This window comes from Pedobacter sp. GW456-11-11-14-TSB4 (assembly GCF_059424425.1).
Map to the genome: position 1 here is coordinate 4324 of NZ_JBWKZK010000009.1, position 26471 is coordinate 30794.

Genomic DNA, 26471 nt, shown 5'->3' on the forward strand with positions numbered 1-26471 from the left:
AGAAAATCAACTATGTGCCTATGTGGTTTAAAATATTACTTCAATCCTATTGCTTGATAAATTTCGGCATACAGCAACCCGCTGCTGTAACGCTTAACAAATTGCAAATTAGATGATTAATAAGTAACCACATAGGCACATAGAAAATCAACTATGTGCCTATGTGGTTTAAAATATTACTTCAATCCTATTGCTTGATAAATTTCGGCATACAGCAAACCGCTGCCACCTCCATAATGCTTAACAATCGGCAAATCAGCTTTTAATTGCTTTAAGCCTAGGCTCAATTCTTGTTCCTCGTCTTTGCTTAATCCAGCGCAAATTAGGGCTAAACTAAAATCCTTTTGTTTGCAAATTGCCAAAGCTTCATTAACATCATAAGCAATTGTAGCAACCCATTTTCCCTCCTTGTTTATTAGGCGAGCAATGGTTTCCATAATTGGCTTATTGGTGCCAACAATTAAAATTTCTATTTTCTGCATTAAACTGTTTGCTTGTGTGATTAATAAATCAAATGAACACAGCATTGAAATCAAAACTGTGTTCATCTTTTTTATCTGTGGTAAAATTTATCTAAAATTCCATCGGTACTTCCATCATTAAAAACTCAGCATCGCTAACCGCTTTTACTTCAAAGCTATCGGTTTCCCAAATACCAAATCCATCTCTAGTTTCCAATAATTGTCCATTCACTTCAATTTCGCCTTTTAAAACGAATATGTAAACGCCATCTTCTTTTTTATTTAGGGTGTAAGTTTTTGCAGTATTTTCATTAAACTTACCCAAATTAAACCAAGCATCTTGGTAAATCCACACACCTGCATCATCTGCATTTGGCGATAAAATTTGAATAAATTCATCTCTTTTATCGGTATCGTTTAACAAAATCTGATCGTAACGCGGCGTTACATTTCTTTTATTCGGAAACAACCAAATCTGTAAAAATTTAGCCGGATTTTTTGGGTCTGCATTATATTCAGAATGATAAATTCCTGTTCCGGCACTCATCACCTGTATTTCGCCAGCCTTAATAGTTGCCGTATTGCCCATGCTATCTTTATGTTGCAAATTACCTTCAAGGGGTATCGAAATAATTTCCATATTATCATGCGGATGCTCACCAAAACCCATTCCACCGGTAACAATATCATCGTTTAATACTCTTAAAGCACCAAAATTTATGCGCTCCGGATTGTAATATCCAGCGAAGCTGAAACTCTGATAACTTTTTAACCAGCCATGATCTGCCACTCCTCGAGTGTTGGCTTTGTGTACTACTGTTTGTGCCATAACGTTGTTATTTATTGATACAAATATAAGACGCAAAAAAATGATGCGCATTGATGTAGGATAAGAAGTGAAGAGTAGTTCGGAAGCATGTAATTCAGAAGGACCGAATGTTGTTATGAATTTGAAAATGAAAGTTAGTAATTCTTGGCGGCTCAAATCCCGCCATACACTTCAATCTTTTACCCCTAAATCCCCTAAAGGGGTCTTGGTAAAAGTATTTACGTTGCTGTCGGGTTTACAATGAAGGGGCGGTTCATAACAACCCCTCAAACGTTTCACAAAATTAAGTTGTTTAAACCCGGTTGTAGCGAGCATGAGCCGCAGCACGCAGGCGAGTAAAGCGAAAAACGGGACTGCCATAACCGAAGCATTGCTGTATTTGCTTTTCAAATCATAGAAATTTATAAGGCTACAACTTCCCAACTCATCAACTTCCCAACTCAACAAATTATATTTTACTTTTTGCCTACTTTTTTAATTGGTTAAAATAATAACTTAGTGAAATGGTAAATAGAGCAACTTATCAGGCTGCAAAAATTGTAGCGCCAACTATAGAAGCGCATTTTGCAAACCACTTGGCAGAGGCAAATGCAAAAGGCGAGCTAGATTTGGCACCACAACCGCCTGCAAGAGTTATTGAGGCAATTTTAGATGCTGCTTTTTGGGCAAGTTTGCGCAAGGAAGAAGGGCATTCGCCAAAAATTTCTATCGCTTTTTTACCACCCGAACAAGCTGGTAAACCACTGGTTTTTAATTCTAATTTACCATTAAACCCAAATGTTTTAACCAAGTTGGCCCCAGGTGTTGAGCGTGGTGGTATACACATTGGTGTATGGCACGACGGCTATAAATTACACATTTGGGGTACCACTTTAAATATTCCAAATTATTGTTTCGTGGTAGATGTTTCTGAGCCAGGTTTGCTGGTAATTAAACACCGTCGGATTTATGGTTTTGGCAAGTACACTAACGTTGCCGTTTTAAAAGGCGATCAAATTAAAATTGTGGCAGAACAGTCGGCAAAATCTGCAGATTGCCCATCGATACTATTATCGCTGTTAGATTTAACGGCACATTCATATTGGAATGATTCGGCAAATGTTTTAATACAATTGGCAGTTTCTATGCGAGCACATGGTAGGGGCGGCTCTGTTTTGGTTGTGCCGAATGGTAGTGATGATTGGAAACAGTCTATTATTCATCCAATAAGCTACGCTTTGCAGCCAGTTTTTATGGGATTGGCAGATTTGGTGCACAAAGATAATCCAGACTCTAGCGAAATATTTTGGCAAAGTGCATTAAAAAGGGAGGTTGATCATCTTGCAGGTTTAACAGCTATTGATGGCGCAACCGTAATTTCTGATGAATATCAGTTATTGGCTTTTGGTGTAAAAACAGGTAGGGCAAATAGCAGCGGACATATTCAGGAACTTTCTTATGCCGAACCTATTGCTGGTGGTGAGGCGGTTATTGTGCACCCGGCAAAAATTGGAGGAACAAGACACTTATCGGCTGCACAGTTTGTATATGATCAACGTAATGCACAAGCTTTAGTTGCATCACAAGATGGACATTTTACGGTATTTAGCTGGTCGCCCACTTTAAACATGGTGCAAGCGCACAGAATTGATACTTTATTGTTGTAATTAAACAAAAACAACTGCGCCAATTATAGTAAGAATCAGCAAAATCATCATAAACCAACGATCTGCTTTAACTTTCTCTTTTACGGTTAATGGTTTGGTAACTTTTTCTTCTTTTTGCCTAGCTAAATAGAAGGGTGTGTTTAACTTAATAATCATAGGTAGATATTTTTAGGGTAGATGCTCTGGTTCTAACAAAATCAAAGCCAATAGATTAACTATTTGGTAAATTGTTAATAACTTATGTTTTTTAGAACTTTAGGTTGTAGTTATAATCAAAATCACAAATTGTATTTAAAAAGTTTGACGCTGAAATTTAATAAGTGTTTTAAATGCTGAACATTTAAAAATGGACTATACAGTTGGTCAATGAAATATTTTTTGTGATATATTTTATATTTAACCATTAAAACATTTAAGTTATTAAAATCCAAAATGAAAAATATAAAAAAGCTATTTTTTGCTGCCATCATTTTATGCCTAATAACTATTGTAGTTATTTGGGCAACCAATAGCAATGTAAAAGCTAAAACAGAAGCTGCTATCTATAACAACATTACTAATGTGCCAAAAACCAAAGTGGCTATCATTTTTGGCGCTGGCATAAATGGAGATAAGCCTAGTAGGTATTTAAAAGATAGGTTAGATGCTGGTATCGAACTTTATAAAAACAACAAAGTTGATAAAATCCTACTATCGGGAGATAATGGTAGAGACGAGCACGATGAGCTCACCGTAATGAAATTATACTGCTACCAAAACGGTGTTGATACCAATAAAATTTACATCGATTATGCAGGTTTTGATAGCTATTCGACTATGTATCGTGCCAAACATATTTTTAAGGTTGATACTGCTATTTTAGTTTCTCAAAAATACCATTTAAATAGATGTATTTACCTAGGCAATCAGGTAGGCGTAAAATCTTATGGCTACAGCGCAAACAAAGGTGTTTACCCAGGCTATAAATATTATGCATTTAGAGAGAAACTATCTATCACCAAATCTGTTTTTGATATAATGAGGAATAGGAAGCCAAAATATTTAGGTGAACAGGTAGCTATTAATGGTGCTAGCAATTACACGAAAGAATGAATAAAATGATAAAAAAATTCTTACTCTTTTTACTGCTTAACAACTTATTTGTAGTTTGTTTTGCACAGAGGGATGACATGCATATCAAAAAAACAGTTTCAAAAATTAGCGAATTTGTACCTTTGGGGTGGAAACTAATAGCCGATGCCAAAGGCGATTTAAATAAAGATGGTTTAGTAGATGTTGCTTTGGTAATAGAAAATACAGATCGTAAAAACTTCATAAGCAATGCTAATAAATTAGGAGGCGATACTTTAAACACTAACGCCAGATATGTTTTGGTCGCATTTAAAAAGACAAATGGTTTGTACGAGTTGGCTGCTAAAAACACTTCTTTTATTCCAACTCAAAATAGCGAAGAAAGCCCTTGTTTAGAAGATCCATTTGGCGAAAAAGGAAGCATAGAAATCGCTAAAGGATTGCTATCTATTCATTTTCAAAACTTCTACAGCTGCGGTGCCTGGGAAATTTACAACTTCGATTACATTTTTCGTTACCAAAACCAAAAATTCGAATTGATAGGATACAATAAATCTAGTATGCACCGCTCTTCTGGTGAACAAACTTCTACTACTTTGAACTTTTCTACTATGAAAATGAACTACACTAGTGGTACAAACGCTTTTAAAGATGGTGGTAAACCGAAAACTACTTGGAAAACAATTAAACCACATAAGCTCTTAGAGCTTAACACAATTACCGAAGTTTCGGTCGATTTATTCAAATATTAATCTTTTGGCTCTTCAAGCATTTTCCTCAATACACTATTCTTTTTGCCGTAAAAATAGTAGATCGCAATACCAATTGCTAGCCAAACAAATAAACGTAACCAGGTTTCCCACGGCATAAAAAGCATCATTGCTAAACAAACCAAAATACCTAAAATAGGAATAAGAGGTACCAATGGAACTTTAAATGGTCGCTCTGCATTAGGATCTGTTTTTCGTAAAATTAAAATTCCGGCACAAACCATTAAAAATGCCAATAAGGTACCAATACTAGTCATTTCGCCAACCACTTTAATTGGTACAAAAGCCGCAAACAGGGCAATGAAAAGACAAAGTAAAACGTTAGATTTATAAGGAGTTTTAAATTTTGGATGTAAATCTGAAAACACTTTTGGTAATAAACCATCTTTACTGATGGCATAAAACATTCTAGATTGTGCCATTAAATCGATTAAAATTACTGAGGTATAGCCAATTAAAATGGCCAAAATAATGGCTTGACTTAACCATGCAAAAGGTGTTTTTTCAATAGCGATAGCAACGGGGGCGCCGCTATCAGCAAAATCTTTGTAGCTTGCTAAACCTGTCATTACATGGCCAAACAAACCAAATAAAACGGTACAAACTACTAAAGATCCAATTATCCCGATAGGTAAATCTCGTTTTGGGTTTTTAGTTTCCTGAGCTGATGCAGCAACTGCATCAAAACCAATAAACACGAAGAATACTAAACCTGCAGCTCGCAAAACTCCGCTCCATCCAAACTCGCCAAACTGGCCTGTATTTGTTGGTATGTAAGGTTTATAATTTGCCGGATCAATGTATTGCCAACCCAATGCGATAAAAACTACAACAACCCCAACTTTTAAAAACACAATAATTGCATTTACAATTGCAGAGCCTTTGGTACCTCTAATTACAACTAACGTCATTAAAATTACCACTAAAGCTCCAGGGATGTTGATCCAACCATTTACCATAGTTCCATCTGCAAGTGTTGCCGTTTCGAAAGGCGATAAAGTTAATTGTGGCGGCAAATGGATACCGTAAGAGCCTAAAAATTTGGTTAAATATTGCGACCAACTTATCGCTACTGTTGCACAGCCAACAGAATATTCTAAAACCAAATCCCAGCCAATAATCCATGCGAACCATTCGCCCATAGTGGCGTAAGCATAGGTGTAAGCACTACCAGCAACTGGTATCATCGAGGCAAATTCTGCATAACATAAAGCAGCAAAACCACAACCTACGGCGGCAATAATAAAAGAAATGGTTACTGCGGGTCCAGCATAATTTGCAGCTGCTAAACCAGTGATTGAAAATAAACCAGCTCCCAAGGTTAAACCAACTCCAATTAAAACCAATTGAAATGGGCCTAATGTTCTTTTAAGAGAAAGCCCAGCATGATCTGCAACTTCTTGTTTAATTAAGGCTATCGATTTTTTAATCATGCGCTTTGTTTTTGAAGGCGCAAAGGTATAAAAATTAAGGCTACTAAAATAGTAGTCTTAAAACATTATTTTGAAATGATGAATTAAATTTTGCTGATACGGTATTTTATTTTGCTTTTAGTTGTTTCTGGTTTGTCCATCTCCTTGTACGATCCATTTATAGCTGGTCAATTCTGCCAAACCCATAGGTCCACGAGCATGTAGTTTTTGCGTACTTATGCCTATTTCTGCACCCAAACCAAATTGTGCGCCGTCAGTAAAAGCTGTAGAGGTATTTGCGTAAACAGCTGCTGCATCTACTTTATTCAAAAACTGCGCTATATGATCTTCATTTTCAGAAATGATTGCCTCGCTATGTTTAGAGCTAAAATTGGCAATATGATCAAGTGCCTCATCTAAACTTTTAACAATTTTAACTGCCATTTTTAACGATAAAAATTCCGTCCCAAAATGCTCAGGTAAGGCTTTATTTAGTAAAATTGAAGGATAAGTATCTTTTAAAATTGCAAAACTTTTTTCATCTGCAAAAAGCTCTACTTCTTTTTCGGCCAAAGGCGATAAAAGTTCTGGTAAATCTGCTATTCTTGTTTGATGAATTAATACACAATCTAAAGCATTGCAAACGCTCACTCTTCTAGTTTTTGCATTTAAAATAATTGCTTTTCCTTTTTGCAGATCGCCACTTTCATCAAAATAAGTGTGTACAATGCCAGCTCCTGTTTCAATAACTGGTATTTTGCTGTTTGCTCTAACAAAGTTGATTAAAGATTGACTTCCCCTCGGAATTAAAACATCTACAAAGCCTGCTGCATTTAGTAAGGCTTCTGTTGCCGCCCTTTCGGCAGGTAATAAAGTTAAAACATCTGCTATTATTTGATTTTTTTCTAATACTTGATGAATGATTTTGGCCAAAGCGATATTAGAAAACTCTGCATCGCTGCCACCTTTTAAAACGGCTACATTTCCAGTTTTAAAACAGAGTGAAAATACATCTACAGTAACATTCGGTCGTGCTTCGTAAATTACACCAACTACGCCAAGTGGCACCCTAACTTTTTTAATGTTTAGTTTGTTTGCAAGTATATTTTCAGCCAATATTTCACCCAAGGGATTGCGTAAATGAGCTACATTAACCAAATCTGCAGCTATGGCTTGTATGCGCTCTGATGTCAATTTTAATCGATCATATTTCGGATCATCAATTGGCATTTTGGCTAAATCTTTAGCATTAGCAGATATGATTTCATCAGCTTTGCTTACCAATTGTGTTGCCAATTCTAATAAAACTGTATTGATTTTTTCTTTAGCTAAACTTGTTAAAGTTCTGCTAGCCTGTTGTGCTTTTTCGAAATATGTAGTGTAAATCATTTTTTTAGTATCAAGATTTGAGGATCGAGTATCAAGATTTCAGTATCAAGTATCAAGATTTAGTGTAGTTCTTAAGCTTATTGTGCTTTAGTTTTTCAGCTTAAATACAAATAATCGTAATGTACCAATGCTTTTTGTTTCTTTTGTCCAATTCTTTCTTTGGCTTTATCTGAGCTGTATTCTGCAATTCCTAAACCAATTAAGTTATTTTCCTCGTCAACAATTTTAATAATATCACCTTTTAAAAAATCAGATTTAATATCAATTATCCCGATAGGTAAAAGGCTAGTTGCTTTACCTGAAGTTAAAACAGCCTTTGCCCCGTTATTTAACTGAACAATTCCTTTTGCCGTTGTTTCAGAGTGTGCTATCCACTTTTTCTTGCCCGATTTAATTTTCTCGGGCACAAATTTGGTATGAATTAATTTACCCTCAAGTAGGTCGGTTAAAACATTATTTTTTGTGCCGTTGGCGATGTGAACAGTAATGCCCAGCTTGGCTACTTTTTGCGCCATGGTAGTTTTAGTAATCATGCCACCTCTACCAAATTGCGATTTGCCTGTACTTATAAATGAAGCCAAATTTACAGTAGAACCATTTATTTCCTCAATAATTTCTGAGCTTTCTAGTTTTGGATCGCCATTATAAATTCCATTTACATTAGATAAAATAAGTAGCGCATCAGCATTTAACATCGATGCAATTAAACCTGCCAATTCATCATTGTCGGTAAACATTAACTCGGTAACCGACACCACATCATTCTCATTTACCACAGGGATCACTTCATTTTGCAACAAAATTTGTAAACAGTTTTTCATGTTTAAATAATGCGCCCGATCTCTAAAATCTTCTTTAGTAACCAAAACTTGAGCGCATTTGATGCTATGCTTTTCAAAAAAATTAGCATAAGTATTGATTAGTTTTACCTGCCCAATTGCCGCTAAAAGTTGTCTAGTTGTTACCGCATCTTGCTTTTCGGTAACCTTAATTAAGCTTCGGCCAGATGCCACAGCACCAGATGAAACCAAAATAACTTCCAATCCATTAGCCTTTATGGCTGCCAATTGATCCGCTAAATGCTTAATTCGATTTTCATCTGGTAATCCGTTGGCTTGTGTAATTACGTTAGAACCAACTTTAACAACTATTTTTTTATAGGATAAACTCATTTGTTTGCTTAAAAACACTAATGTAACAAAAACATAAACAATTGAAGCGTTTTGATTTGTGAAAAGGGTTTTGGGCGTGCCCCAAGCTGCGCAAGGGTCGGGCTATTCACTCCAAGTCCTCGCTTCGTTTGCAACTCCGCTGTGGGCTTTCCGTTGCTATCCCTCACGCTATTGGGTACACAAGCCTTTGCAAAATAAACCCGATTGACGTGGAAAGCCTCCGATTTTCTTCGGAGCTTGTAACAAAAGCGGGGCCTGTTTTTCCCATAAAACACTACCAATCGTTTTCAAAGTAAAAAAATTAAAAATTTTATAAATCTAATAATCAATTAGTTACAATAAAATTTAAAATAAATATAGTACTATGTATTGCATAATACTATATGAAACATATATCTTTGTATTATGATAGCAGAAAATACGCAAACACAAATGCGAAAAGGCATACTAGAATATTGTGTGCTTTTAATTATATCTCGTGGAGAGATCTACGCTTCAGATATTATCGCAGAATTGAAACAGGCAAAATTGCTGGTGGTAGAAGGAACTTTGTATCCTTTACTTACCCGTTTAAAAAATAATGGCTTATTGGGTTACAATTGGGTAGAATCTACTTCGGGGCCGCCACGTAAATATTATGTGCTTACCGAAGACGGCAAACAGATTTTAAAACAATTAGACCATACTTGGCAAGAGTTGGCTTATGCCATTACTACGTCTCAAAACGGCGCACCAAAACAATCAGACCCACAAAACTAATTTTAGCAAAAATGAAGAAGACAATAATAATCAATATTGGCAACACAATTATACACATTGAGGAGGATGCCTACGAAATATTAACCGCTTACTTAAACGAGATTAAACAATATTTTACCAAAAATGCTGATGATTTTGAGATTGTAACTGACATAGAAAATAGAATTGCAGAAATGTTTGCTGAGCTATTAGAAGCTGGCAAAAGACAGGTTATAGAAATTACAGATGTGCAAAGTGTAATTGCGCAAATGGGCAGTGTAAAAGATTTTATAGGTGATGAAGAAGTGGAAGATACAGATCCATTTGTGCAACAGCCAAGTTATTTAGGTGCAAAAAAATTGTATCGTGATACTGATGATGGTGTAATTGCTGGTGTTTGCGCAGGTTTAGGTCATTACTTAAATATTGAAGCCCGTTGGGTAAGATTAGCTGCTTTTTTAACCATTTTTTTAGGTGGTGCTGGCTTTTTAGCTTACGTTATTTTATGGATTACCATGCCAAGAGCAATTACCAGATCTGAAAAAATGGAAATGAAAGGTGAAGCAACAAACCTTTACGGCTACCAGAAAAATTTTGAGGATGAGCTTGCTGCGTTTAAACAAAAAATGAAACATGCAGGCGAACAATTTGAGCCGATATCTAAACGTTCGGGTAATTTTATAACTGAGATTGTAAAGGCAACTGGCAGATTGTTAGGCACAACTAGTAAATTAATTTTAAAGATTATTGCTGCGGCATTTATATTTGGTGGCTTTGCAACTTTAATATGTTTAATTATATGGTTGGCTGCATTTTTAGGGTTTTTAGATGCAAATACCTTTGAGGCTTGGCCGCTTTCTGTTATTAACGAAGAATTTAGAAACGGTATTGTTATATCGGCCTTTGTTACCATGTTTATTCCGGTTTTAGCTTTGGTTTTGTTTGCTATTCGCGTAGCTTTTAATAAAAAGGCAATCAACAAATCACTTTCATTTGCTTTGCTTGTAGTTTGGTTAATTGGTGTTGGTTATAGCGTTTATTACACGGCTAAAATTACTTCTGAGTTTAAAGAACATGCAGAGTTGGTTAAAACTGAAGAATTAAAACCTTACCAAACTTATCTAATAGATGTAGACAAAAGTGTTGCTTTTAGCAAAGCTGATAGTACTGCATTAGAAATTATGAATGATAATTTGGATGGCAGGGTAGTTTACGATGATGAGGAAAATCATCCTTTTAGGGTGCCAAGAAACGTAAGATTTGTTATAGAAAAAAGTGAAAACGATAAAACTACTATTACCCAAAATTACGAATCGCAGGGTAAAACCTTTGCTATCGCTTTGCGTAATGCTCAAAATATAAAATACAAATACAAACAAGCAGATTCGGTATTGATTTTAAATCCTAGGTTAGAATTAAAGGAAGAGAGTATATGGCGAAACCAAGAAGTAACAGTAACGCTAAAGGTGCCGATAGGAACTAGAATTAAAGCCAAAACTGACCTTTATGAATACTTGTACTTTAGCAATTTCTTTTGCGATGATTATAATGTTACCATTGCCAATTACAGAGAATGGGTTATGACAGAAGATGGCTTAAAATGTAAAGCAGAATTGGATAAACTAAAAGAAGAAATTAAGCCATAAAGATTTTTGTCATTCTGAGGAACGAGGAATCTCATTTGTGAATAAAGAGATTCTTCGCTTTGCTCAGAATGACAAATTAACCCATAAAAAATAGTGTACTTATTTTGACGTGTTTTTTTACACGGAGGGAATTCTATTGTCTGAAAATAATTATAAAAAATTCACAAAAATCATTATGAAAATTAAATTTCTTATCTCAATACTTTTCTGTCTATTGGTAATGATTGCTAAAGCTCAGGTTAACGGGCTAGCTAAGAATCAAGTTCAAAATGATTTAAACTTTTTAAAGCAAGTGTTAAATGACAACTCTTCCTATGTTTATTTAAATGGGTATGATTACAATAAAGACTTTGACAATTATCTGAAAGTATTAAAAGACACTACAAATTTTGAGGATTTAGGTTTATTTCTTACAAAAACTATAGGTGAAATTGGAGATAGACATGCTTCAGTAAGTGGATATAGATTGATTGATACCCTGTTTGTTCCATTCATTTATGCTCCAGAAAACAATAAGGTTGTTGTGCTAAATGGAAGTGTTGGTAATGGTTTTGAAATATTAAACAAAAACTTCCCTTATCTCAAAAAAGTAAATGGAGTTGCAATTGATGATTTCTTTAAACAAATAAATCCAGCTGATTTGAAAGCTCCTTATGACGCTTACTTTACTAAAGCTGTTAGAGAACTTAGAGATATTCAAAAAAATTATAAGGTCTTAAATAAATCCTTACCCAAGGAAATCGAATTAACCATTTCTGACTCTTCATTTCAAAAAGATACGGTTTTAGTAGTATCTCCAGTTGGGAGAGCAAAAAGGTCTACTTATTGGGACGAAAAATTTGAAAGAGAATATTTTTTGGTCAAAAATGGAGACTACAATAAGCCTGAAGTTATAAATCAACTTTTTGATATAAAAGATGAGGTTGCATATATTAAAATTCCCGTTATGCTGAGCAAAGAAGATGCGCCAAATCTTTTTGAGAAGCTTAATTCTTTTATGAAATCAATCCGTAATAATAGCAAAGCACTAATTGTAGATGTAAGAGGCAATGGAGGAGGAACCCGCGATTTAATTTATGAATTGGCAAAGTATTTTATTCATCCCGATTCGGTTTATGTTGTAAATGCAACAAAACAAAGAGCTCCCATTCCTTTGCCGCAAGAATTTGAAGAGAGTTTACATAGTAGAAATCTATTTTCATTTCCAGAATTAAATATAGATGAACAAAAAGCCGTAAATAAGTTTTTAAAATCTTTTGAGCCTCATTACAATTTAGATGAAAAAAAATATAGCGAATATTATTTTGGATTATTTAATGGTAAAAAGCTGTCAAATGGCTCTTTTTATTATAACAAGCCCATTTATATCTTGGCAAACGAAAAAACTTTTAGCGCTGCATCAGTTCTTGTTTCAGTTTTTAAAGGTATCCCAAATATAAAAATAGTAGGCACCAAAACTGATGGTTCAAGTGGGAATAGTGAGCGATTTGAGCTGCCAAATTCTAAACTGAGAATAAAATTAAGTACGATGGTTTCTTTCCAAAAAGATGGGAAAATTCTAGATGGGTTTGGCACAGAGCCGAATATAAAAATTAACAGGGAAATAAATCAAATTCTCTGGAAAGCTGACACACAACTTGAAAAATTAAGAAGTCTGATATTAGAAAAAAATAATTAAACACATTTTCTCAGTTTTTCAAACAGAAGAAATTGAACAACATTAACCCATAAAATCATGAAAAATATTGTACTAATTTTAATGTGCCTTCTGGCATGGGGGACAGCCTTTGCCCAAAAAACGGTGAAAATTACGGGTAAGATAACTGATGAAAAAGCTGAGCCAGTTCCTTTTTCCCTTATTAAAATTTTGAGTTTGCCTGATAGTACAGTAATTAAAGCTGTACAGGCAGACTTAGATGGAAATTTCTTCTTCGATCAAATTAGAACTGGAAACTATGCTTTGGCTATAAACATGGTGGGCTATAAAAATTATAAATCTGCAAAATTTAGCATAGCTGATGATTTCACTTTGCCCAACATTAGGCTAGAAAGCTTAACTGAACAATTAAAGGAGGTTGCTATCACAATTAAAAAACCTTATGTAGAGCGAAAAGCCGATAGAACAATTTTAAATGTAGAAAATAGCATAAGTGCTGCTGGAAATAGTGCTTTAGAACTTTTAGAGAAAGCTCCTGGTGTTACTATAGATAGGCAAAACGACCAGATTAAGTTGAATAACAAAGCAGGGATTACCGTAATGATTGATGGAAAAACCAACTTTTTATCGGGTGCAGATGTAACTACCTTGCTTAGTAACATGAGTAGCGATCAAATTGCAACAATAGAATTAATTACTAATCCATCATCAAAATATGATGCTGCTGGTGCATCTGGAATTATAAATATTAAGTTAAAGCGCAACAAAAATTATGGTACTAATGGAAATATAGCGTTAAATACTGGCGAAGGGATTATGCCAAATTTTCCCACAGATTTATACAGAGTTGGCTTAAGTTTAACACTTAACAACAGAGTAAATAAATGGAATGTATACGGAACAGCAGCTTTTAATAGAAAAGTTGCGCACAATACAACCAATGTATTGCGTACTACAGCTACAGCAGACTTAGGAAGTGCTTTTAACCAAAATTTTGTAAGAAATAATAAAGGTATTGCCTACATGGGCAAAATTGGAGCGGATTACTATGCTTCAGAAAAAACCGTTTTTGGTGTAATGATTGATGCCAACAGTATCAAATCGAGATTAAATAATGTGAGTGAGACATCTATTTTAGAAACTCAAAATAATGTACAAACAAATAATGCAGTTAATCAGTTAGCATTTTCAGATTCTCCAGTAGGTAATTTAACCGCAAATTTTAACATTAAACATGACATTAGTAAAGAAGGTACAAATTTAACTTTCGATGCAGATTATTCTGGTTTTAGTAATGAAAAGGATGACACCTTTAATGCAAGATATTTAAATGATATGGGGTCGCTAACGAGAACCACAAATTTAAGAAACTTTACAGATGCTAAAATAAATGTAATTGCTGCAAAAACCGATTTTACTTGGGTGGTAAATAAAACCATAAAAGTAGAAACAGGATTAAAAAGTAGCTATGTAGTTACGCATAACAACTTAATCTCCGAGGAATTAATATCAGGAAATTGGCAAAATGATGCGGGTAAATCTAATCAGTTTATTTACAAAGAAAATATTAATGCGGCTTACACTAATTTTGCTAAAGATTGGCAGAAATGGCAAATACAGGCTGGTATAAGGGCAGAGTACACCAGTTCTAATGGCAACTCGGTAACAAGTAATAATGAGGTAGATAGAAATTACCTTTCGCTTTTTCCGACCTTATTTGTGAATAGGAAATTAGATGAAAATAATAACATTAGTTCGTCATTTAGTAGAAGAGTAGACAGACCAAATTACCAACAATTAAATCCATTTGTATTTTATATGGATCCTTATGCATTGGATGAGGGAAATCCACATTTAAAACCTCAGTTCACTTATAATTTCGAGCTGAATTATAGTCACAAAGATGCTTCCATTTCTTTAAGTTACTCTGATACAAAAGATATGATAACGCAAATAAGTCAGCAAGATGAAGTAACGAGAATTGTAAATGTAATTCGTAAAAATTTAGGTAGGGCACAAAACTATTCTGCCAGTTTATATTTCCCACTTAATGTGGCTAAATTTTGGAAAATACAAAATAATGTAAGTGTGTTTTTATCCAAATTTGATGATGGAAATCTTGAGGGGGCGAAATATAGGGCAAGTAAAGTAGCTTACAATTTTAATCATAACCACTCTATAACTCTACCTAAGAACTATACTATTGAGGTAGGCATTTGGTTAAATTCGCCAAGATTACAAGGTGTTGAGGAAACTACCATTACGCAGTATGCTGTAAATGCCAATATTCAAAAAAGCTTAATGAACAAAAAGTTAAAGATAAGAATTGGTATGGACGATATTTTTCTAACGAACCATTGGGAAGGTAGATTACAATATCAAAACGTGAATTTGAATGTTGTTAACCATTATTTAAGTAGGAGAGCGGCTTTTAGTGTTAATTATAATTTTGGCAATCAAAATGTAAAATCTACTAGATATAGAAATACTGCAACAGATGATATTAAAGGAAGAGCAGGAGGTAACTAGTAAACATTGTTAGGTATAGCATGGCGATAATCTGTTTTTAAAATTAGTTGTTTTTGATTAGGTTATATGCTAATTCTTGCTTAACAAATTTCAATACTAAAAAAAATGTAACATGAAAAAAATATTCTTATCAATTGCCATAGTAATTTTAACAGCAACTTTTGGCTGCGAAATGGGAGCGAGCCACCAATCAATAGTAGTCGTAAATGATGAAAATGGTTATAGCTTCACAGCAAAATATCCAAAACAGAAAACCGATAAAGTGGTTTCGTATTTAAAAACTAAACTTAAGGGTAATAAAATTTTTAATAATGCTGATATTGAGCAAATTGGGGATGTAATTTTGAAAGATGGCTCTAATTTTCATTATGAAATGCAACCTGGCTACACTAAAATAAAGTTTACAAAGAGAGATAATTCTGAAGTAAATTTTAAAAGATTGACAGATTTATGCATAGGAATAAAGAAAGAACTAAAATAAATCTAATCTGCTATATCATTTGAAGTTCGATAATCATCAGGGTTTTCGAACTTTTTTATTTTAATACGGTTATAATGTAATTGTAAAACAATTGTAATAGTATTACTATCTTTAATAATTGCTTTGCATCATTTTGTAAAAGTATTATAACTTCGCATCAAAATATAACTGATGCAAGTGTTGCTAAAATTTAAGCTTAATGAACATCTTTATCTTAGAGATCCAGAAAACTCTGAGATAGGAAAGCTTATTATAAAAAATGGAATAGAATTAATTTACCAAGTAGGTTTTGAGCAATTTACATTTAAAAAATTGGCTCAAAAAATCGATTCAACCGAAACCACAATTTACAGGTACTTTTCATCTAAACATAAATTGCTTACCTACATTTTAAATTGGTATTGGAGTTATTTAGAATTTGTAGCAAAAATGCGCTTGCAAGAGATGATTAACTCAGATCAGAAGCTAAAAATGATTTTGGAGATTATCACTCACAACTATAATAGCAATTCTCAAATTCTTGATTACGATTTGGATAAGCTTCAGAATATTGTGATAGCAGAAAGTAGCAAAGCTTATTTGGTAAAAGAAGTTGATGAAATTAACCAGGAATTAGTTTTTACGCCGCTAAAAAGTTTATGTAAATTTATTGGGCAAATTATTCTAGAGATTAAGCCAGATTTTTCCTATCCCAATTCTTTGGCAAGTACCTTGCTAGAAACTGCGCATGATCAGCAGTTTTTTAGTGAACATTTACCTAAATTAACAGATAATAATTTGAGAACCACTCATAAAAAATATGTTTTGGATTATTTAAATTTATTAGCTTTTTCAGTAATCAGATAATTATAACCATGGCAAAAGAACAAGATTACACAAAAAGTAGCAAGGCATTATTTAAATACATCACTAAAGAAAAGAAAGATGTAACCGCAATTTATGTTTATGCTATTTTAAGTGGTTTGGTACAACTCAGTATACCTTTGGGCATACAAGCTATAGTAAGTTTTGTAATGGGGGCAACTATGGTTACTTCTTTATATTTATTAATCGGCTTTGTTGTTTTAGGTACTTTTTTAACCGGGTTTTTTAGGGTTAAAGTAATGCAGATTATTGAAAAAATTCAGCAGAAAATTTTTGTAGAATTTGCAATCGCTTTTGCAGAGAAATTACCAAAAGTAGATTTATCGGCCAATAAAAAGTATTATTTGCCCGAAATGGTAAATAGATTTTTTGATACACAAAACCTCCAAAAAGGAATTTCAAAAATCTTGCTAGAAATACCTACTGCACTAATTCAAATCTTGTTCGGAATTTTATTGTTGTCATTCTATCATCCTTGGTTTTTAGTTTTCGGGGCAATTGTAATCATCATAGTGATTGTTATTTTCATGTTTACCATGGATTCAGGGATCCAATCTAGCGTTGAAGAAAGTACAAAAAAGTACGAAGTAGCCTCATGGTTAGAGGATATTGCAAGTGCAATTAAAACATTTAAAATAAACTCTAAAACAGAAATGCATCTTGCAGGTACGGATGAACGTGTTATGAGCTATCTTAATCATCGTACATCACATTTTCAAGTGCTAATTTTGCAATACAAAACAATAATTGGTTTTAAGGTAGTAATTACACTGATTATGCTAGCTATTGGAACTTATTTATTGGTAACTCAAAAACTAAATATTGGTGCATTTATTGCAACAGAAATTGTGGTATTAACCATTATGACTGCTGTAGAAAAACTGATTAAAAGTTTAGAGAGCTATTATGATGTTGTTGCATCGCTAGTTAAATTAAATAAGGTAACTGAATTAACAGAAGAACACAATGAAAATATAGTTTTAGAGCACAAGAACGGAGGAATGGACATTGAATTTAAAGAGGTTGCTTTTGCATTTAATGATAATAAATCAATACTTTCGGATATCAATTTCATCATCAAACCAAATTCTTTAACGGTTGTTTCTGGTGCTTTGGGGGCAGGTAAATCACTACTTTTAAATATGATGGCCGGTTTTTATGAGCCGTCTGGTGGTACTGTACTTTTTGATAAAATTCCGCTTAAAAATTTAGATAAAATATCCTTGCGTGATAAAATTGGACTTTATATGGATGACATGCACATCATCAAAGGTTCTTTACAGGATAATATTATTTTAGGAAGAAAAAATATCAATACTGAAGACATTCTTGAATTATCTGAGGTAATTGGGATCGAGAATTTATCAAGTCAATTTACTGATGGTTTTAATACTCAACTCAGCGAAACAGATACCGAGATTTCTTTCAGTTCTAAAAAGAAAATATTATTGTTGCGTGCTTTGCTAGGTAACAATCGCTTGTTGCTTTTAGAAGATCCGTTGGATGGAATGAATGAAGAATTTAGATTTAAAATGATAGAACATTTGCAAGAATTAAAAAAGCAAACAACAATAATTGTTGTGTCTGAGGCTCCAGAATTAATGTTTATTGCAGATCAGAAATTGCAATTGCAAAATGGTTCAATCACCAATATTTAACAGCTCAAAAAATGAAACTTAAATCAGTAGATCATATCTATCATATACACAGAGACTCAAGAGTTAAAAGATGGTTTTTCTTTTTTTTAGGCTCAAGTTTAGTTGTGCTCTTTTTACCATGGACACAGAATATCAAGGTAAGAGGTAATGTAAGCACGCTTTACCAAGATCAACGTCCGCAACAGCTTAATTCGCCAATTCCTGGTCGCATTATTAAATGGCACGTTAAAAATGGTGATAACGTTAAAAAAGGCGATACTTTATTACAGCTTGCAGAAGTTAAAGAAGATTACTTAGACCCAAAGTTAGTTGAAAGAACACAGCAACAAGTAGCAGCCAAAGTTGGAGTTAGAGATTACTATCAGGCAAAAATTGGCACCACCAACAGTCAGTTAACTGCCTTAAATGCATCAAGAGAACTCAAACTTAGTCAGCTGAAAATTAAGGTTAGCCAGCTAAACAATAAATTGATTGGTGAGGAAGCAGAACTTGTTGCAGCGAATAATGAACTTAAATTAAGCGAAGATCAATATAATCGTCAGAAAAAAATGTACGATGATGGTTTAGTTTCCCTAACTCAGTTTCAACAAAGAAGCGTCTCGTTTCAAAATTCTATGGCTAAAAAAACGGCCATCGAAAATAAGTTGGCGCAAACAAGACAAGAAATTGCTACAGTTAATATAGAACAAAGTGCTGCCATACAAGAGTATACCGAAAAAGTAAGTAAAACTGAAGGTGAAAGGTTTCAGAGTTTAGGCCAAATAGAAGGTAGTGAAGGAGAAATTGCGAAACTCGAAAATCAAATGGCAAATTATAAAGCCAGACAAGGTTTATACTTTGTTTTAGCTTCGCAAGATGGACAAGTTGTGCAGCTAAATAAAGCTGGTATTGGCGAGATTTTAAAAGAAACAGAAAGTATTGGCACAATTGTACCCAAAAAAGTTGATTATGCTGTAGAAATTTATGTGAAACCTGTTGACTTACCATTGCTAAAACAAGGGCAAAAAGTGATGTGTATTTTTGATGGTTTCCCAGCAATTGTTTTTTCTGGTTGGCCAAATACAAGTTATGGTACTTTTACCGGTAGAGTTGTGGCTATTGAAAGTAACATTAGTTTAAACGGTTTATTTAAAGCTTTGGTAATCGAAGAAAAAGGTGAGAAACCTTGGCCGCCACAAATAAAAATGGGAGCTGGTGTACAAGGTATTGCTATTTTAAATGACGTGCCAATTTGGTACGAGTTATGGCGAAATATAAACGGTTTTCCCCCAGATTATTATACAGTTAAAACCGATAAATCTGCAAGTGGTGATGAGAAAGCGAAATAGTTTAGGCATATTATTCATATTGTTAATTTGCGTACAGTTTGCTAACGGACAGGATACTTTAAAGCTTTCGCACCAAGAGTTTCTTTCGATAGTTAAAAATTACCATCCATTAGCCTTTCGTTACCGCTTACAAAATCAAATTGCTAAAGCAGAAGTACAAAGCGCAAGAGGTAATTTCGATCCAACTTTGGCTGGCAAAAATGGCACAAAAACCATAGATGGAATTGAATACTATCGTGAAACAAATGTGGGCTTAGGGATCCCAACTTGGTATGGTATAGAATTAAATGGCAGTTATAATTACATTGATGGGCAAAAATTAAATAATAGTGATACTCGAGGTGGGCTTTATCAATTCGGAATAACGCTACCGCTGGCAAAAAATTTACTATACGATAAACGTAGGGCATTATTAGATCAGGCAAAGTTTGGTTTACAAATGACGGAAGCAGAACAGCTGGTGCTTACTAACGATTTAATGTTAGCCGCAGAAAACGCTTACTGGGATTGGGTAAAAACTTTTGAGGTTTTTCAATTGCAAAGTAGAGCAGTCCGGATCAATCAGGATCGGTTAAATTTTATAAAGAAAACCTATGATTACGGAGAACGAGCAGCCATTGACACAACGGAAGCACTAACTCAATTACAAAGTTTTGAGTTAGAACAAAAAGATGCCTATTTAGAGTTTGTAAAGGCAACGCAAGAATTATCACTATTTTTATGGACAGAAAATCAGCAAGCTTATGATGTAGAACGTTTGATAGTTCCATCAGAAACGCTAATCAACAATGTTGCGTATAATAGCTATTTAGCGTTAATTAACGATATTAATAGTGAAACACTAGGCAATCATGCTTCGTTGATTTACTATTTTCAGAAACAAAATATTTTAGAAAGCGAGCGAAGATTAAAGTTTCAAAGTTTATTGCCTAAAGTAGATTTTACCTATAATTTTTTTAATAAAGAAAACTATAGAACTGATTTTTTTCCCTTGTTTCAGAATAACTATCAATATGGCTTAAAGTTAGAAATACCAATATTTTTACGTCAGTCAAGAGCCGATTATCGCATTGCGAAATTTAAAATACAGCAAAACGAGTTAGATACCGACTACAAGCGACAGGAGATTAATGCAAAAATTAATACCTACAAAAACGTTGTGATTAATTATAACCAGCAAATAAATTTAGCTACACAAAACGCTGCTAATTATGAGCGTTTGCTAAAAGCAGAAGAGGTTAAATATGCGAATGGTGAAAGTTCTTTGTTTCTGATTAATACTCGAGAAAATAAAGTTATAGAAGTACAAGAAAAGCTTTTGGAGTTAAGATTGAAATTTCTAGAAGGATACAATCAGTTGAAATGGTTAAGAGCAAATTTCACCACAAATAATTAAGATATATTTGCATATCAGCTATTTATTCGTCGTTTTAAATTTGTTATAACCGAACTGTTAATGATAATTATGCCTAAAAGATTGGAATTAAAATTTAATTAAACTACTAACTTAATTCATTCATCAGCTTTGCTTTACAAAAAACGATTACTTAACTGTATATCGATAAACTGCTCTTCCTATATTGCCATTTTTATCAAATCCTTCTACAATTGCTTTGTAAGAACCGCGTCCATCAGCGTTAAAAAACTCAAAAACTGATGCGCCTTTTTCATCGGTCATTACTTTCGGATTCCAGTAAATGGTGGTTCGTAAATCATTACTTGTAATAGCTGCATTTGGCAAATACTTTGGCGAATAAAAATCACGCTCTTTACTGTAACCCATAGGAGAATAAGTAATCACGTTAGTTTTCGGAATCATGTCCATTAATTCTTGTTTACTGATTTTTTGTCCAACAGGGGCTTTTTTAGTGTTTATTACCAAAACTCCTTTAGTGCCGTATGCTCTATCAACAGTTCCTAATTCATCTCTTAAAAATATTTCAACAGATTCTAATTCAGCAGCACTTACATTGTTAATATCTCTTGCATCAACAGGAGTGCCATTAATAAATACCTGTACTGGAGTTTTGTTGCCTTGATTAAAATCTCTGGTAATATAAAAGTTCTCAACATCAAAAGTTAAACCTGTGGCTTGCGTTTTTAAACATTCTAAAAGAAAATTACAGCCGGCACTAAATCTATCTGATGATAATAAATGATCAGGCATTGGACTTAATCCTGATAAGGCAGGATGATCTGCATGACTAGGTTTTTTAATTGCCGCTCCCTGAATTGTAACTGTTTTTAAGGTTCGTAAGTAGCGATATTGTTTTTGACTGTTATTTAAATATGATGATAAAGCAGTATCTATATTGGTAACTTCATCTGCGGCATAAACATTTTTGGCTGCCGCTGGCGATGGTGTTCCATCTAACATAATCATTAAATTAGCCGCATTTGGATTGTATTTAGCACTAATTACAACCTGAGATGAATCTGGAAAACTTAAATTCTGGAAATTAAATACGCCCATATTTGTAGTTAGCAATTGGGCAGAAATTGGTTTGCCAGTAACCATCATCCTCATTGATCCTTTTTTAATTGGCATACCTGTTCTGTCTCTCAAAGTTCCCGAAATGCTAATTCCTTGTTCGGGTAAATAGGTTACCGTAGGATATTTATCTTGTAAAATTTCTTTAAAAGAAAACCTGCGATAGCCTTGTGTAAGCATCAATTTATCTAAATCGCTTATTTTCTTTTCATCTGTTTTATTGAAATAGTAATTGGGCTTTTCTATGTAACCTCTTAAATCTGAAGTTAGTAAAAGTGAACTTAAAATTGTAGTTTCTGTATTTTCATCATTAGGTACTTTCTGTTCATCAATAACGGAAACAGAAAAATCACCAACTATTGGCAATCCATTACTTTTTGCATCAACAGACATTTTAACTTTTTGTCGAGGTTTGTAAGTTGGCAAATCGGTTTTTACAGTTAAAGCCATGGCATCTTTATGTAAAACAAATGCTAAGCGTTCGCTAACTGGCTCGCTGTTGGCGTTAAATAAAGTAATTTGGGCTATGCCCGATGGGAAATTCTTTTTTGGAATTTTAGTTATGATGATTTGATTTTTAAGGCTAGCTTTTGCAGCATAGTAAACAACATTTGTATTTAACCCAACAATAAAAAAAGTTTTGTCTTTATTGGCTTCGTAAAAAGGTGTATTTGCCAATACTTTTAGGTTGATAAATTCATCAGTAGAATTAACAACTTGTAGTGTAATACCTGTAGCAGCTGCGGCAGGTAAATTAACAACTTTACTACTGCCATCTTTAAAGCTTACTTTCGCTTTGTAAGTTTTGCCCGCTTCAGGGGTTAAAAAAAATGAACCCATTCCTGCGTTAGCTGTTGTAAAAGTTGTAATTTCATTATTCTGATCGTCAATAATAGATCCTTTGGCATCAATACCTAAACCCGATGTTTTAAGCGCCTTAAACGCAACCTGATTAGGAATGCCAGAAATTAACTCTCCACCCTCCGGAAAGAATTGAAAATCAATATCGTTGAGCGTTTGTTTTAATTTAAAAGATGCAGAAGCTATCTCTTTATCGGCAATATTTATATCTGTAAGGATATCACCTTTGGTTATAGGTGCTCCTGGTTTGCTGCTAAAAGTTATAGTTAAAACACCATTTTGATCAGTTGTACCTCTGCCTCTGGTAAATTCATCATAACTAGATAATACTCTCCAGTTTACTGTTTTATTGGCTAAAAGTTTTTTAGATAAATCTCTAAATTGAATTTTGGCGGTAGTTTTTATACCCTTATCCGTTTGCTCATTGTTTACGGTGATATTTGTAATTAGCTGTTTATCTATCGCTTCACCCAAAACGATAGATTTACTGAAAAAATAAGAATCGCTAAAGTTTAGCATCCACAAGGTGTAAGCTCTAACATAATAATTGCCTTGTTTGTAATTTTGCATGTTTAGCGGAATATGGCCATATGCAACACTATTTTTAAGCGGTAATTTTAATGTTTGTACTAGTGAATCTGTAGCAGTGTAAACATCAACATATACAATTTTACTTAATGGCGTGGGGATGTTTTGCTCTATAGTAACATAAGCTTTAAACCACATGGTATCGGCAACTGCATAATAAGGTTTATCAAAATGTAAGTAAACCTTTTCTACAGGTTGTTCATCTGAAAGTTTTTTTGTTTTGGAGATGATTTTGCCCAGTGCTAAGCTATCTGCATCTTGTGCAAAAGCATTAAATTGGGCGATATAAATAAGGGATATGATAGTAAAAAGAATTCTCGTCAGTCTCATCAAGTTGAATTAAGCTTATTGGATATTTGCTAATATATTGATTATTGATTGATGGATAAGCATTGTAACCAATCTTTAACATATTTTTACAATTGTAATTTCAAAAAAAAACGGATGAAATTTCACAAAATCATCCGTTAATAAATTGTTTATCGCTTTTACTTAAAATCAATTACAAAGTCTGAAAGCGGTGTACGTACTTTTTTCAAGTTAACTAACCAATCTCCAGCTTCATCTCTATAGCCTAAAGGTAAAATGGCAACACTTTTTAAGCCTTTTTCTGCTAAGCCCAAAACCTCATCATATTTAGCAGCATCAAAACCTTCCATTGGTGTAGCATCTACTTTTAGTTCGGCAGCAGCAGCAATGGCCATACCTAAACCAATATAAGCTTGTCGTGCAGCATGATTAAAATTAACCTCCGCCGGGCGAGGTGTATACATATTTACAACGGTTTTTTGATATTCTGCGGTAGATTCTGGCGGAGTACCACGTTCTTTGTGCATAAATGCAAAAACATCGTTAATGCGTTGTTCAGTATAATTATCCCAAGCTGCAAAAACCAATAAATGTGAGCTGTCTGCAATTTGTGCTTGGTTGTATGAAGCGGGTACTAATTTTTCTTTTAATTCTTGATTGGTAATCACAATTAATCTGAATGGTTGTAAACCAGATGATGTTGGCGCTAAACGTGTAGCTTCTATAATTTGATCTACTTTATCTTGCGGAACAGCATCACCGTTCATTTTTTTTGTGGCATAACGCCAATTTAAAGATTCTATTAAGCTCATTGTTGTATTTTATTTTTTAAATTTTAATTGTTAATATTTTTTATGAAGCCCTGTACGGCATCTTGTAAAACTTTTTGTTGCATCTCATTTGGTGTAGCAGTCATACTCACCATATTTATAGAACTTAAACCATGTAGAATAGACCAAAGCGTATGGAATTTCAATAAAGTTTGTTCGTTAGTATCAGAAAAATTCCCCAGATACTTAATTGTATCAATTAGAATAGTGCTAAAGTTGCCTATTTCTGTAATCTGTTTAACTCGTTCGCAGCTTGGCATTCCTAGGCCAAACATCATTTGATAAAATTCTCTTTGCTCAAATGCGAACTTAAAATAAGCGATGGCCATTGCATTTATCTGCTCTTCTGGTCGTGCCAATTTCTCTTTGGCCTCTAAAATAGTCTTACTCAAAAGATTAAATCCTTGTTTAACAAACTCTTCTAAAATGGCATCCTTGCTTTCGAAATGATTATACACAACCGGCAAGCTATAGTTAATCGCATCAGCAATTTTTCTAATAGATACCGACTGCCAACCTTCTTTTAAGATGATTGATTTAGCTGCTTCTAGAATAGAAACTTTAAGCTGCTCTTTTTGTCGTAATCGTTTTTCTGATACTGCCATGCAAATAAGTTAACACTGTTAGCAAAAGTAAATCGTTTGTATTAAAATTAACTAATGTTTAAATACTTATGACGATTTGATGATAAGTTTACCCACGCAATTGAAACATTAGGAGAATGTAAAGCGTTAATAATTCTATGTTAGCATAACAAAATGCTGACTTAACTTAAATTGTACATTATGAAAAAGCTTATTTTGTCTGCATTTATTTTAGCAGGAGCGTCTCTCACTACATTTGCCCAAGAAGGAAGAGGTTTTTATTTAAAACCTACAGGTAGCTATTTTTTTAAAGTAACCCCAGTAGAATTTCCGAATGTTGGTTCGCTACAACCAAGGGATTATGTTTTTTCTATCAACCCAAATACTGGTGCACAAACTCGAATTTCTGAAGAAACAATTACAGGTTCATTTGGCCAAGGTTGGCGAGCAGGTGTAATGGGCGGTTTTAGATTTAATGAGATAGTGGCTGTAGAAATGGGTGCTAATTTCTTTAAAAGTGAAGAGAACGTAATGGCAAGGCAAAGTGGATTTATTGGCAATAATGAGGTGTTAAGCTTAAAATCTGTAGGTCAGGTTACTGCTATAGATTTAACACCATCTTTGGTATTTCATTTGCCAACAGAAAAGAAATTTAGACCATATATGAAATTGGGAGCTGTTTTACCCGTGTATGGTTATTTAGATATTAATACTACTGTTAACGATCAAACGGGGACAATTGCAAGAACAGTTAACCCTAATTTTGCAGCGGTAGAACTCACAAGAACTGAACGTGTAAAGCCAAAACCAACCGTAGGATTTCTGGGAGCTGCCGGGTTTAATTATCCGATAGGTAAAAACATTAGTTTCTTTAGTGAGATTGAATATAGAAATGTATCTGTAAATAGCGATAGTAAAGAAATTACAGCCTTCGCGGCAACTGGTACATTAGCCAATGGAGCTAAAGTTAATGTTGGCTTAAATGATTTACCAACAGGTACTCGAGAAACAAATTTTAGTAAACGTTTAACACCAAGTTCTAATGTGCCTGGTACTGCGGGATATGATGCTACCAAACCAAGTGATGAGTTGAAATCTTACATCAATATTGGCGGTTTAGGAGTTAACGCTGGAATAAAAATTGGGTTATAGTATTT

At 33.9% G+C, this 26471-nt stretch carries 22 protein-coding genes; 13 read left to right on the forward strand and 9 right to left on the reverse strand.

Going from position 1 to position 26471, the window contains the following annotated elements; genetic code table 11:
• Nucleotides 1-176: 176 nt before the first annotated feature.
• Both AC07XU_RS18030 and AC07XU_RS18035 read right to left on the reverse strand, forming a co-directional pair.
• A complete protein-coding gene (locus tag AC07XU_RS18030; RefSeq protein ID WP_494945029.1) occupies nucleotides 177-482 on the reverse strand; it encodes a response regulator in 306 nt (101 codons plus the stop codon).
• 91 nt (nucleotides 483-573) lie between these two features.
• Nucleotides 574-1290 carry a pirin family protein gene (locus AC07XU_RS18035; RefSeq protein WP_494945030.1) on the reverse strand — a complete coding sequence of 239 codons (717 nt, stop codon included), beginning with the start codon at nucleotides 1288-1290 and terminating at the stop codon, nucleotides 574-576.
• A 503-nt stretch (nucleotides 1291-1793) separates the two neighbouring features.
• Here AC07XU_RS18035 and AC07XU_RS18040 point away from each other — a divergent pair.
• A complete protein-coding gene (locus AC07XU_RS18040; RefSeq protein WP_494945031.1) occupies nucleotides 1794-2936 on the forward strand; it encodes a putative sensor domain DACNV-containing protein in 1143 nt (380 codons plus the stop codon).
• On the opposite strand, the gene AC07XU_RS18045 is transcribed toward AC07XU_RS18040, so the two are convergent.
• The gene (locus tag AC07XU_RS18045; protein WP_494945032.1) at nucleotides 2937-3092 is read right to left on the reverse strand and encodes a hypothetical protein; all 156 of its coding nucleotides are present in this window, start codon (nucleotides 3090-3092) and stop codon (nucleotides 2937-2939) included. It abuts the gene before it with no gap.
• A gap of 276 nt (nucleotides 3093-3368) precedes the next feature.
• Here AC07XU_RS18045 and AC07XU_RS18050 point away from each other — a divergent pair, with 276 nt between their 5' ends.
• Both AC07XU_RS18050 and AC07XU_RS18055 read left to right on the forward strand, forming a co-directional pair.
• Nucleotides 3369-4028, forward strand: a complete 660-nt coding sequence (locus AC07XU_RS18050; protein ID WP_494945033.1) for a SanA/YdcF family protein — start codon at nucleotides 3369-3371, stop codon at nucleotides 4026-4028.
• A gap of 5 nt (nucleotides 4029-4033) precedes the next feature.
• On the forward strand, nucleotides 4034-4759 hold the full coding sequence (locus AC07XU_RS18055) for a hypothetical protein (protein ID WP_494945034.1): 726 nt from the start codon (nucleotides 4034-4036) through the stop codon (nucleotides 4757-4759).
• Here AC07XU_RS18055 and AC07XU_RS18060 read toward each other — a convergent pair.
• From AC07XU_RS18060 to proB, 3 genes are all read right to left on the reverse strand, one after another.
• Complete coding sequence (locus AC07XU_RS18060; protein ID WP_494945035.1) at nucleotides 4756-6210, reverse strand: amino acid permease; 1455 nt, start codon at nucleotides 6208-6210, stop codon at nucleotides 4756-4758. The genes AC07XU_RS18055 and AC07XU_RS18060 overlap by 4 nt on opposite strands.
• Before the next feature lie 117 nt (nucleotides 6211-6327).
• Nucleotides 6328-7578, reverse strand: coding sequence for a glutamate-5-semialdehyde dehydrogenase (locus tag AC07XU_RS18065; RefSeq protein ID WP_494945036.1), 1251 nt, complete (start codon nucleotides 7576-7578; stop codon nucleotides 6328-6330).
• Nucleotides 7579-7673: 95 nt separating this feature from the next.
• Nucleotides 7674-8750, reverse strand: coding sequence for a glutamate 5-kinase (gene proB, locus AC07XU_RS18070; RefSeq protein ID WP_494945037.1), 1077 nt, complete (start codon nucleotides 8748-8750; stop codon nucleotides 7674-7676).
• 405 nt (nucleotides 8751-9155) lie between these two features.
• Here proB and AC07XU_RS18075 point away from each other — a divergent pair, with 405 nt between their 5' ends.
• From AC07XU_RS18075 to AC07XU_RS18115, 9 genes are all read left to right on the forward strand, one after another.
• Nucleotides 9156-9509: a PadR family transcriptional regulator gene (locus tag AC07XU_RS18075; RefSeq protein WP_494945038.1), complete on the forward strand. Its 354-nt coding sequence runs from the start codon at nucleotides 9156-9158 to the stop codon at nucleotides 9507-9509.
• An 11-nt stretch (nucleotides 9510-9520) separates the two neighbouring features.
• Nucleotides 9521-11134 (forward strand): PspC domain-containing protein, encoded by a 1614-nt coding sequence (locus AC07XU_RS18080; protein ID WP_494945039.1) that lies wholly within the window; start codon nucleotides 9521-9523, stop codon nucleotides 11132-11134.
• Between the two features lie 175 nt (nucleotides 11135-11309).
• The gene (locus AC07XU_RS18085; RefSeq protein WP_494945040.1) at nucleotides 11310-12812 is read left to right on the forward strand and encodes a S41 family peptidase; all 1503 of its coding nucleotides are present in this window, start codon (nucleotides 11310-11312) and stop codon (nucleotides 12810-12812) included.
• A 57-nt stretch (nucleotides 12813-12869) separates the two neighbouring features.
• Nucleotides 12870-15320: an outer membrane beta-barrel protein gene (locus tag AC07XU_RS18090; protein ID WP_494945041.1), complete on the forward strand. Its 2451-nt coding sequence runs from the start codon at nucleotides 12870-12872 to the stop codon at nucleotides 15318-15320.
• Between the two features lie 112 nt (nucleotides 15321-15432).
• Nucleotides 15433-15801 carry a hypothetical protein gene (locus AC07XU_RS18095; RefSeq protein WP_494945042.1) on the forward strand — a complete coding sequence of 123 codons (369 nt, stop codon included), beginning with the start codon at nucleotides 15433-15435 and terminating at the stop codon, nucleotides 15799-15801.
• Between the two features lie 171 nt (nucleotides 15802-15972).
• The gene (locus tag AC07XU_RS18100; protein ID WP_494945043.1) at nucleotides 15973-16647 is read left to right on the forward strand and encodes a TetR/AcrR family transcriptional regulator; all 675 of its coding nucleotides are present in this window, start codon (nucleotides 15973-15975) and stop codon (nucleotides 16645-16647) included.
• 8 nt (nucleotides 16648-16655) lie between these two features.
• Nucleotides 16656-18323, forward strand: a complete 1668-nt coding sequence (locus AC07XU_RS18105) for a peptidase domain-containing ABC transporter (RefSeq protein WP_494945044.1) — start codon at nucleotides 16656-16658, stop codon at nucleotides 18321-18323.
• 11 nt (nucleotides 18324-18334) lie between these two features.
• On the forward strand, nucleotides 18335-19651 hold the full coding sequence (locus AC07XU_RS18110) for an HlyD family secretion protein (protein WP_494945045.1): 1317 nt from the start codon (nucleotides 18335-18337) through the stop codon (nucleotides 19649-19651).
• Nucleotides 19635-21047 carry a TolC family protein gene (locus AC07XU_RS18115; protein ID WP_494945046.1) on the forward strand — a complete coding sequence of 471 codons (1413 nt, stop codon included), beginning with the start codon at nucleotides 19635-19637 and terminating at the stop codon, nucleotides 21045-21047. The genes AC07XU_RS18110 and AC07XU_RS18115 overlap by 17 nt, the downstream gene beginning before the upstream one ends.
• A 147-nt stretch (nucleotides 21048-21194) precedes the next feature.
• On the opposite strand, the gene AC07XU_RS18120 is transcribed toward AC07XU_RS18115, so the two are convergent.
• The 3 genes from AC07XU_RS18120 to AC07XU_RS18130 all read right to left on the reverse strand — a co-directional run bounded on the left by AC07XU_RS18120 (nucleotide 21195) and on the right by AC07XU_RS18130 (nucleotide 25335).
• Nucleotides 21195-23921 (reverse strand): carboxypeptidase regulatory-like domain-containing protein, encoded by a 2727-nt coding sequence (locus AC07XU_RS18120; RefSeq protein WP_494945047.1) that lies wholly within the window; start codon nucleotides 23919-23921, stop codon nucleotides 21195-21197.
• 158 nt (nucleotides 23922-24079) lie between these two features.
• Nucleotides 24080-24712, reverse strand: a complete 633-nt coding sequence (locus AC07XU_RS18125) for an NAD(P)H-dependent oxidoreductase (protein ID WP_494945048.1) — start codon at nucleotides 24710-24712, stop codon at nucleotides 24080-24082.
• A 23-nt stretch (nucleotides 24713-24735) separates the two neighbouring features.
• The gene (locus AC07XU_RS18130; RefSeq protein WP_494945049.1) at nucleotides 24736-25335 is read right to left on the reverse strand and encodes a TetR/AcrR family transcriptional regulator; all 600 of its coding nucleotides are present in this window, start codon (nucleotides 25333-25335) and stop codon (nucleotides 24736-24738) included.
• A gap of 180 nt (nucleotides 25336-25515) precedes the next feature.
• On the opposite strand from AC07XU_RS18130, the gene AC07XU_RS18135 reads away from it, so the two are divergent.
• Nucleotides 25516-26466, forward strand: a complete 951-nt coding sequence (locus AC07XU_RS18135; RefSeq protein ID WP_494945050.1) for an outer membrane beta-barrel protein — start codon at nucleotides 25516-25518, stop codon at nucleotides 26464-26466.
• Nucleotides 26467-26471 lie beyond the last annotated feature (5 nt).

Bases quoted from the DNA above. Each gene is read 5' to 3' on its own strand.
- AC07XU_RS18090 (WP_494945041.1), top strand. From the start codon at position 12,870: ATGAAAAATATTGTACTAATTTTAATGTGCCTTCTGGCATGGGGGACA.
- AC07XU_RS18045 (WP_494945032.1), bottom strand. From the start codon at position 3,092: ATGATTATTAAGTTAAACACACCCTTCTATTTAGCTAGGCAAAAAGAA.
- AC07XU_RS18130 (WP_494945049.1), bottom strand. From the start codon at position 25,335: ATGGCAGTATCAGAAAAACGATTACGACAAAAAGAGCAGCTTAAAGTT.
- AC07XU_RS18105 (WP_494945044.1), top strand. From the start codon at position 16,656: ATGGCAAAAGAACAAGATTACACAAAAAGTAGCAAGGCATTATTTAAA.
- AC07XU_RS18060 (WP_494945035.1), bottom strand. From the start codon at position 6,210: ATGATTAAAAAATCGATAGCCTTAATTAAACAAGAAGTTGCAGATCAT.
- AC07XU_RS18125 (WP_494945048.1), bottom strand. From the start codon at position 24,712: ATGAGCTTAATAGAATCTTTAAATTGGCGTTATGCCACAAAAAAAATG.
- AC07XU_RS18035 (WP_494945030.1), bottom strand. From the start codon at position 1,290: ATGGCACAAACAGTAGTACACAAAGCCAACACTCGAGGAGTGGCAGAT.
- AC07XU_RS18110 (WP_494945045.1), top strand. From the start codon at position 18,335: ATGAAACTTAAATCAGTAGATCATATCTATCATATACACAGAGACTCA.
- AC07XU_RS18115 (WP_494945046.1), top strand. From the start codon at position 19,635: ATGAGAAAGCGAAATAGTTTAGGCATATTATTCATATTGTTAATTTGC.
- AC07XU_RS18075 (WP_494945038.1), top strand. From the start codon at position 9,156: ATGATAGCAGAAAATACGCAAACACAAATGCGAAAAGGCATACTAGAA.
- AC07XU_RS18040 (WP_494945031.1), top strand. From the start codon at position 1,794: ATGGTAAATAGAGCAACTTATCAGGCTGCAAAAATTGTAGCGCCAACT.
- AC07XU_RS18050 (WP_494945033.1), top strand. From the start codon at position 3,369: ATGAAAAATATAAAAAAGCTATTTTTTGCTGCCATCATTTTATGCCTA.
- proB (WP_494945037.1), bottom strand. From the start codon at position 8,750: ATGAGTTTATCCTATAAAAAAATAGTTGTTAAAGTTGGTTCTAACGTA.
- AC07XU_RS18120 (WP_494945047.1), bottom strand. From the start codon at position 23,921: ATGAGACTGACGAGAATTCTTTTTACTATCATATCCCTTATTTATATC.
- AC07XU_RS18095 (WP_494945042.1), top strand. From the start codon at position 15,433: ATGAAAAAAATATTCTTATCAATTGCCATAGTAATTTTAACAGCAACT.
- AC07XU_RS18080 (WP_494945039.1), top strand. From the start codon at position 9,521: ATGAAGAAGACAATAATAATCAATATTGGCAACACAATTATACACATT.
- AC07XU_RS18065 (WP_494945036.1), bottom strand. From the start codon at position 7,578: ATGATTTACACTACATATTTCGAAAAAGCACAACAGGCTAGCAGAACT.
- AC07XU_RS18030 (WP_494945029.1), bottom strand. From the start codon at position 482: ATGCAGAAAATAGAAATTTTAATTGTTGGCACCAATAAGCCAATTATG.
- AC07XU_RS18135 (WP_494945050.1), top strand. From the start codon at position 25,516: ATGAAAAAGCTTATTTTGTCTGCATTTATTTTAGCAGGAGCGTCTCTC.
- AC07XU_RS18085 (WP_494945040.1), top strand. From the start codon at position 11,310: ATGAAAATTAAATTTCTTATCTCAATACTTTTCTGTCTATTGGTAATG.
- AC07XU_RS18055 (WP_494945034.1), top strand. From the start codon at position 4,034: ATGATAAAAAAATTCTTACTCTTTTTACTGCTTAACAACTTATTTGTA.
- AC07XU_RS18100 (WP_494945043.1), top strand. From the start codon at position 15,973: ATGCAAGTGTTGCTAAAATTTAAGCTTAATGAACATCTTTATCTTAGA.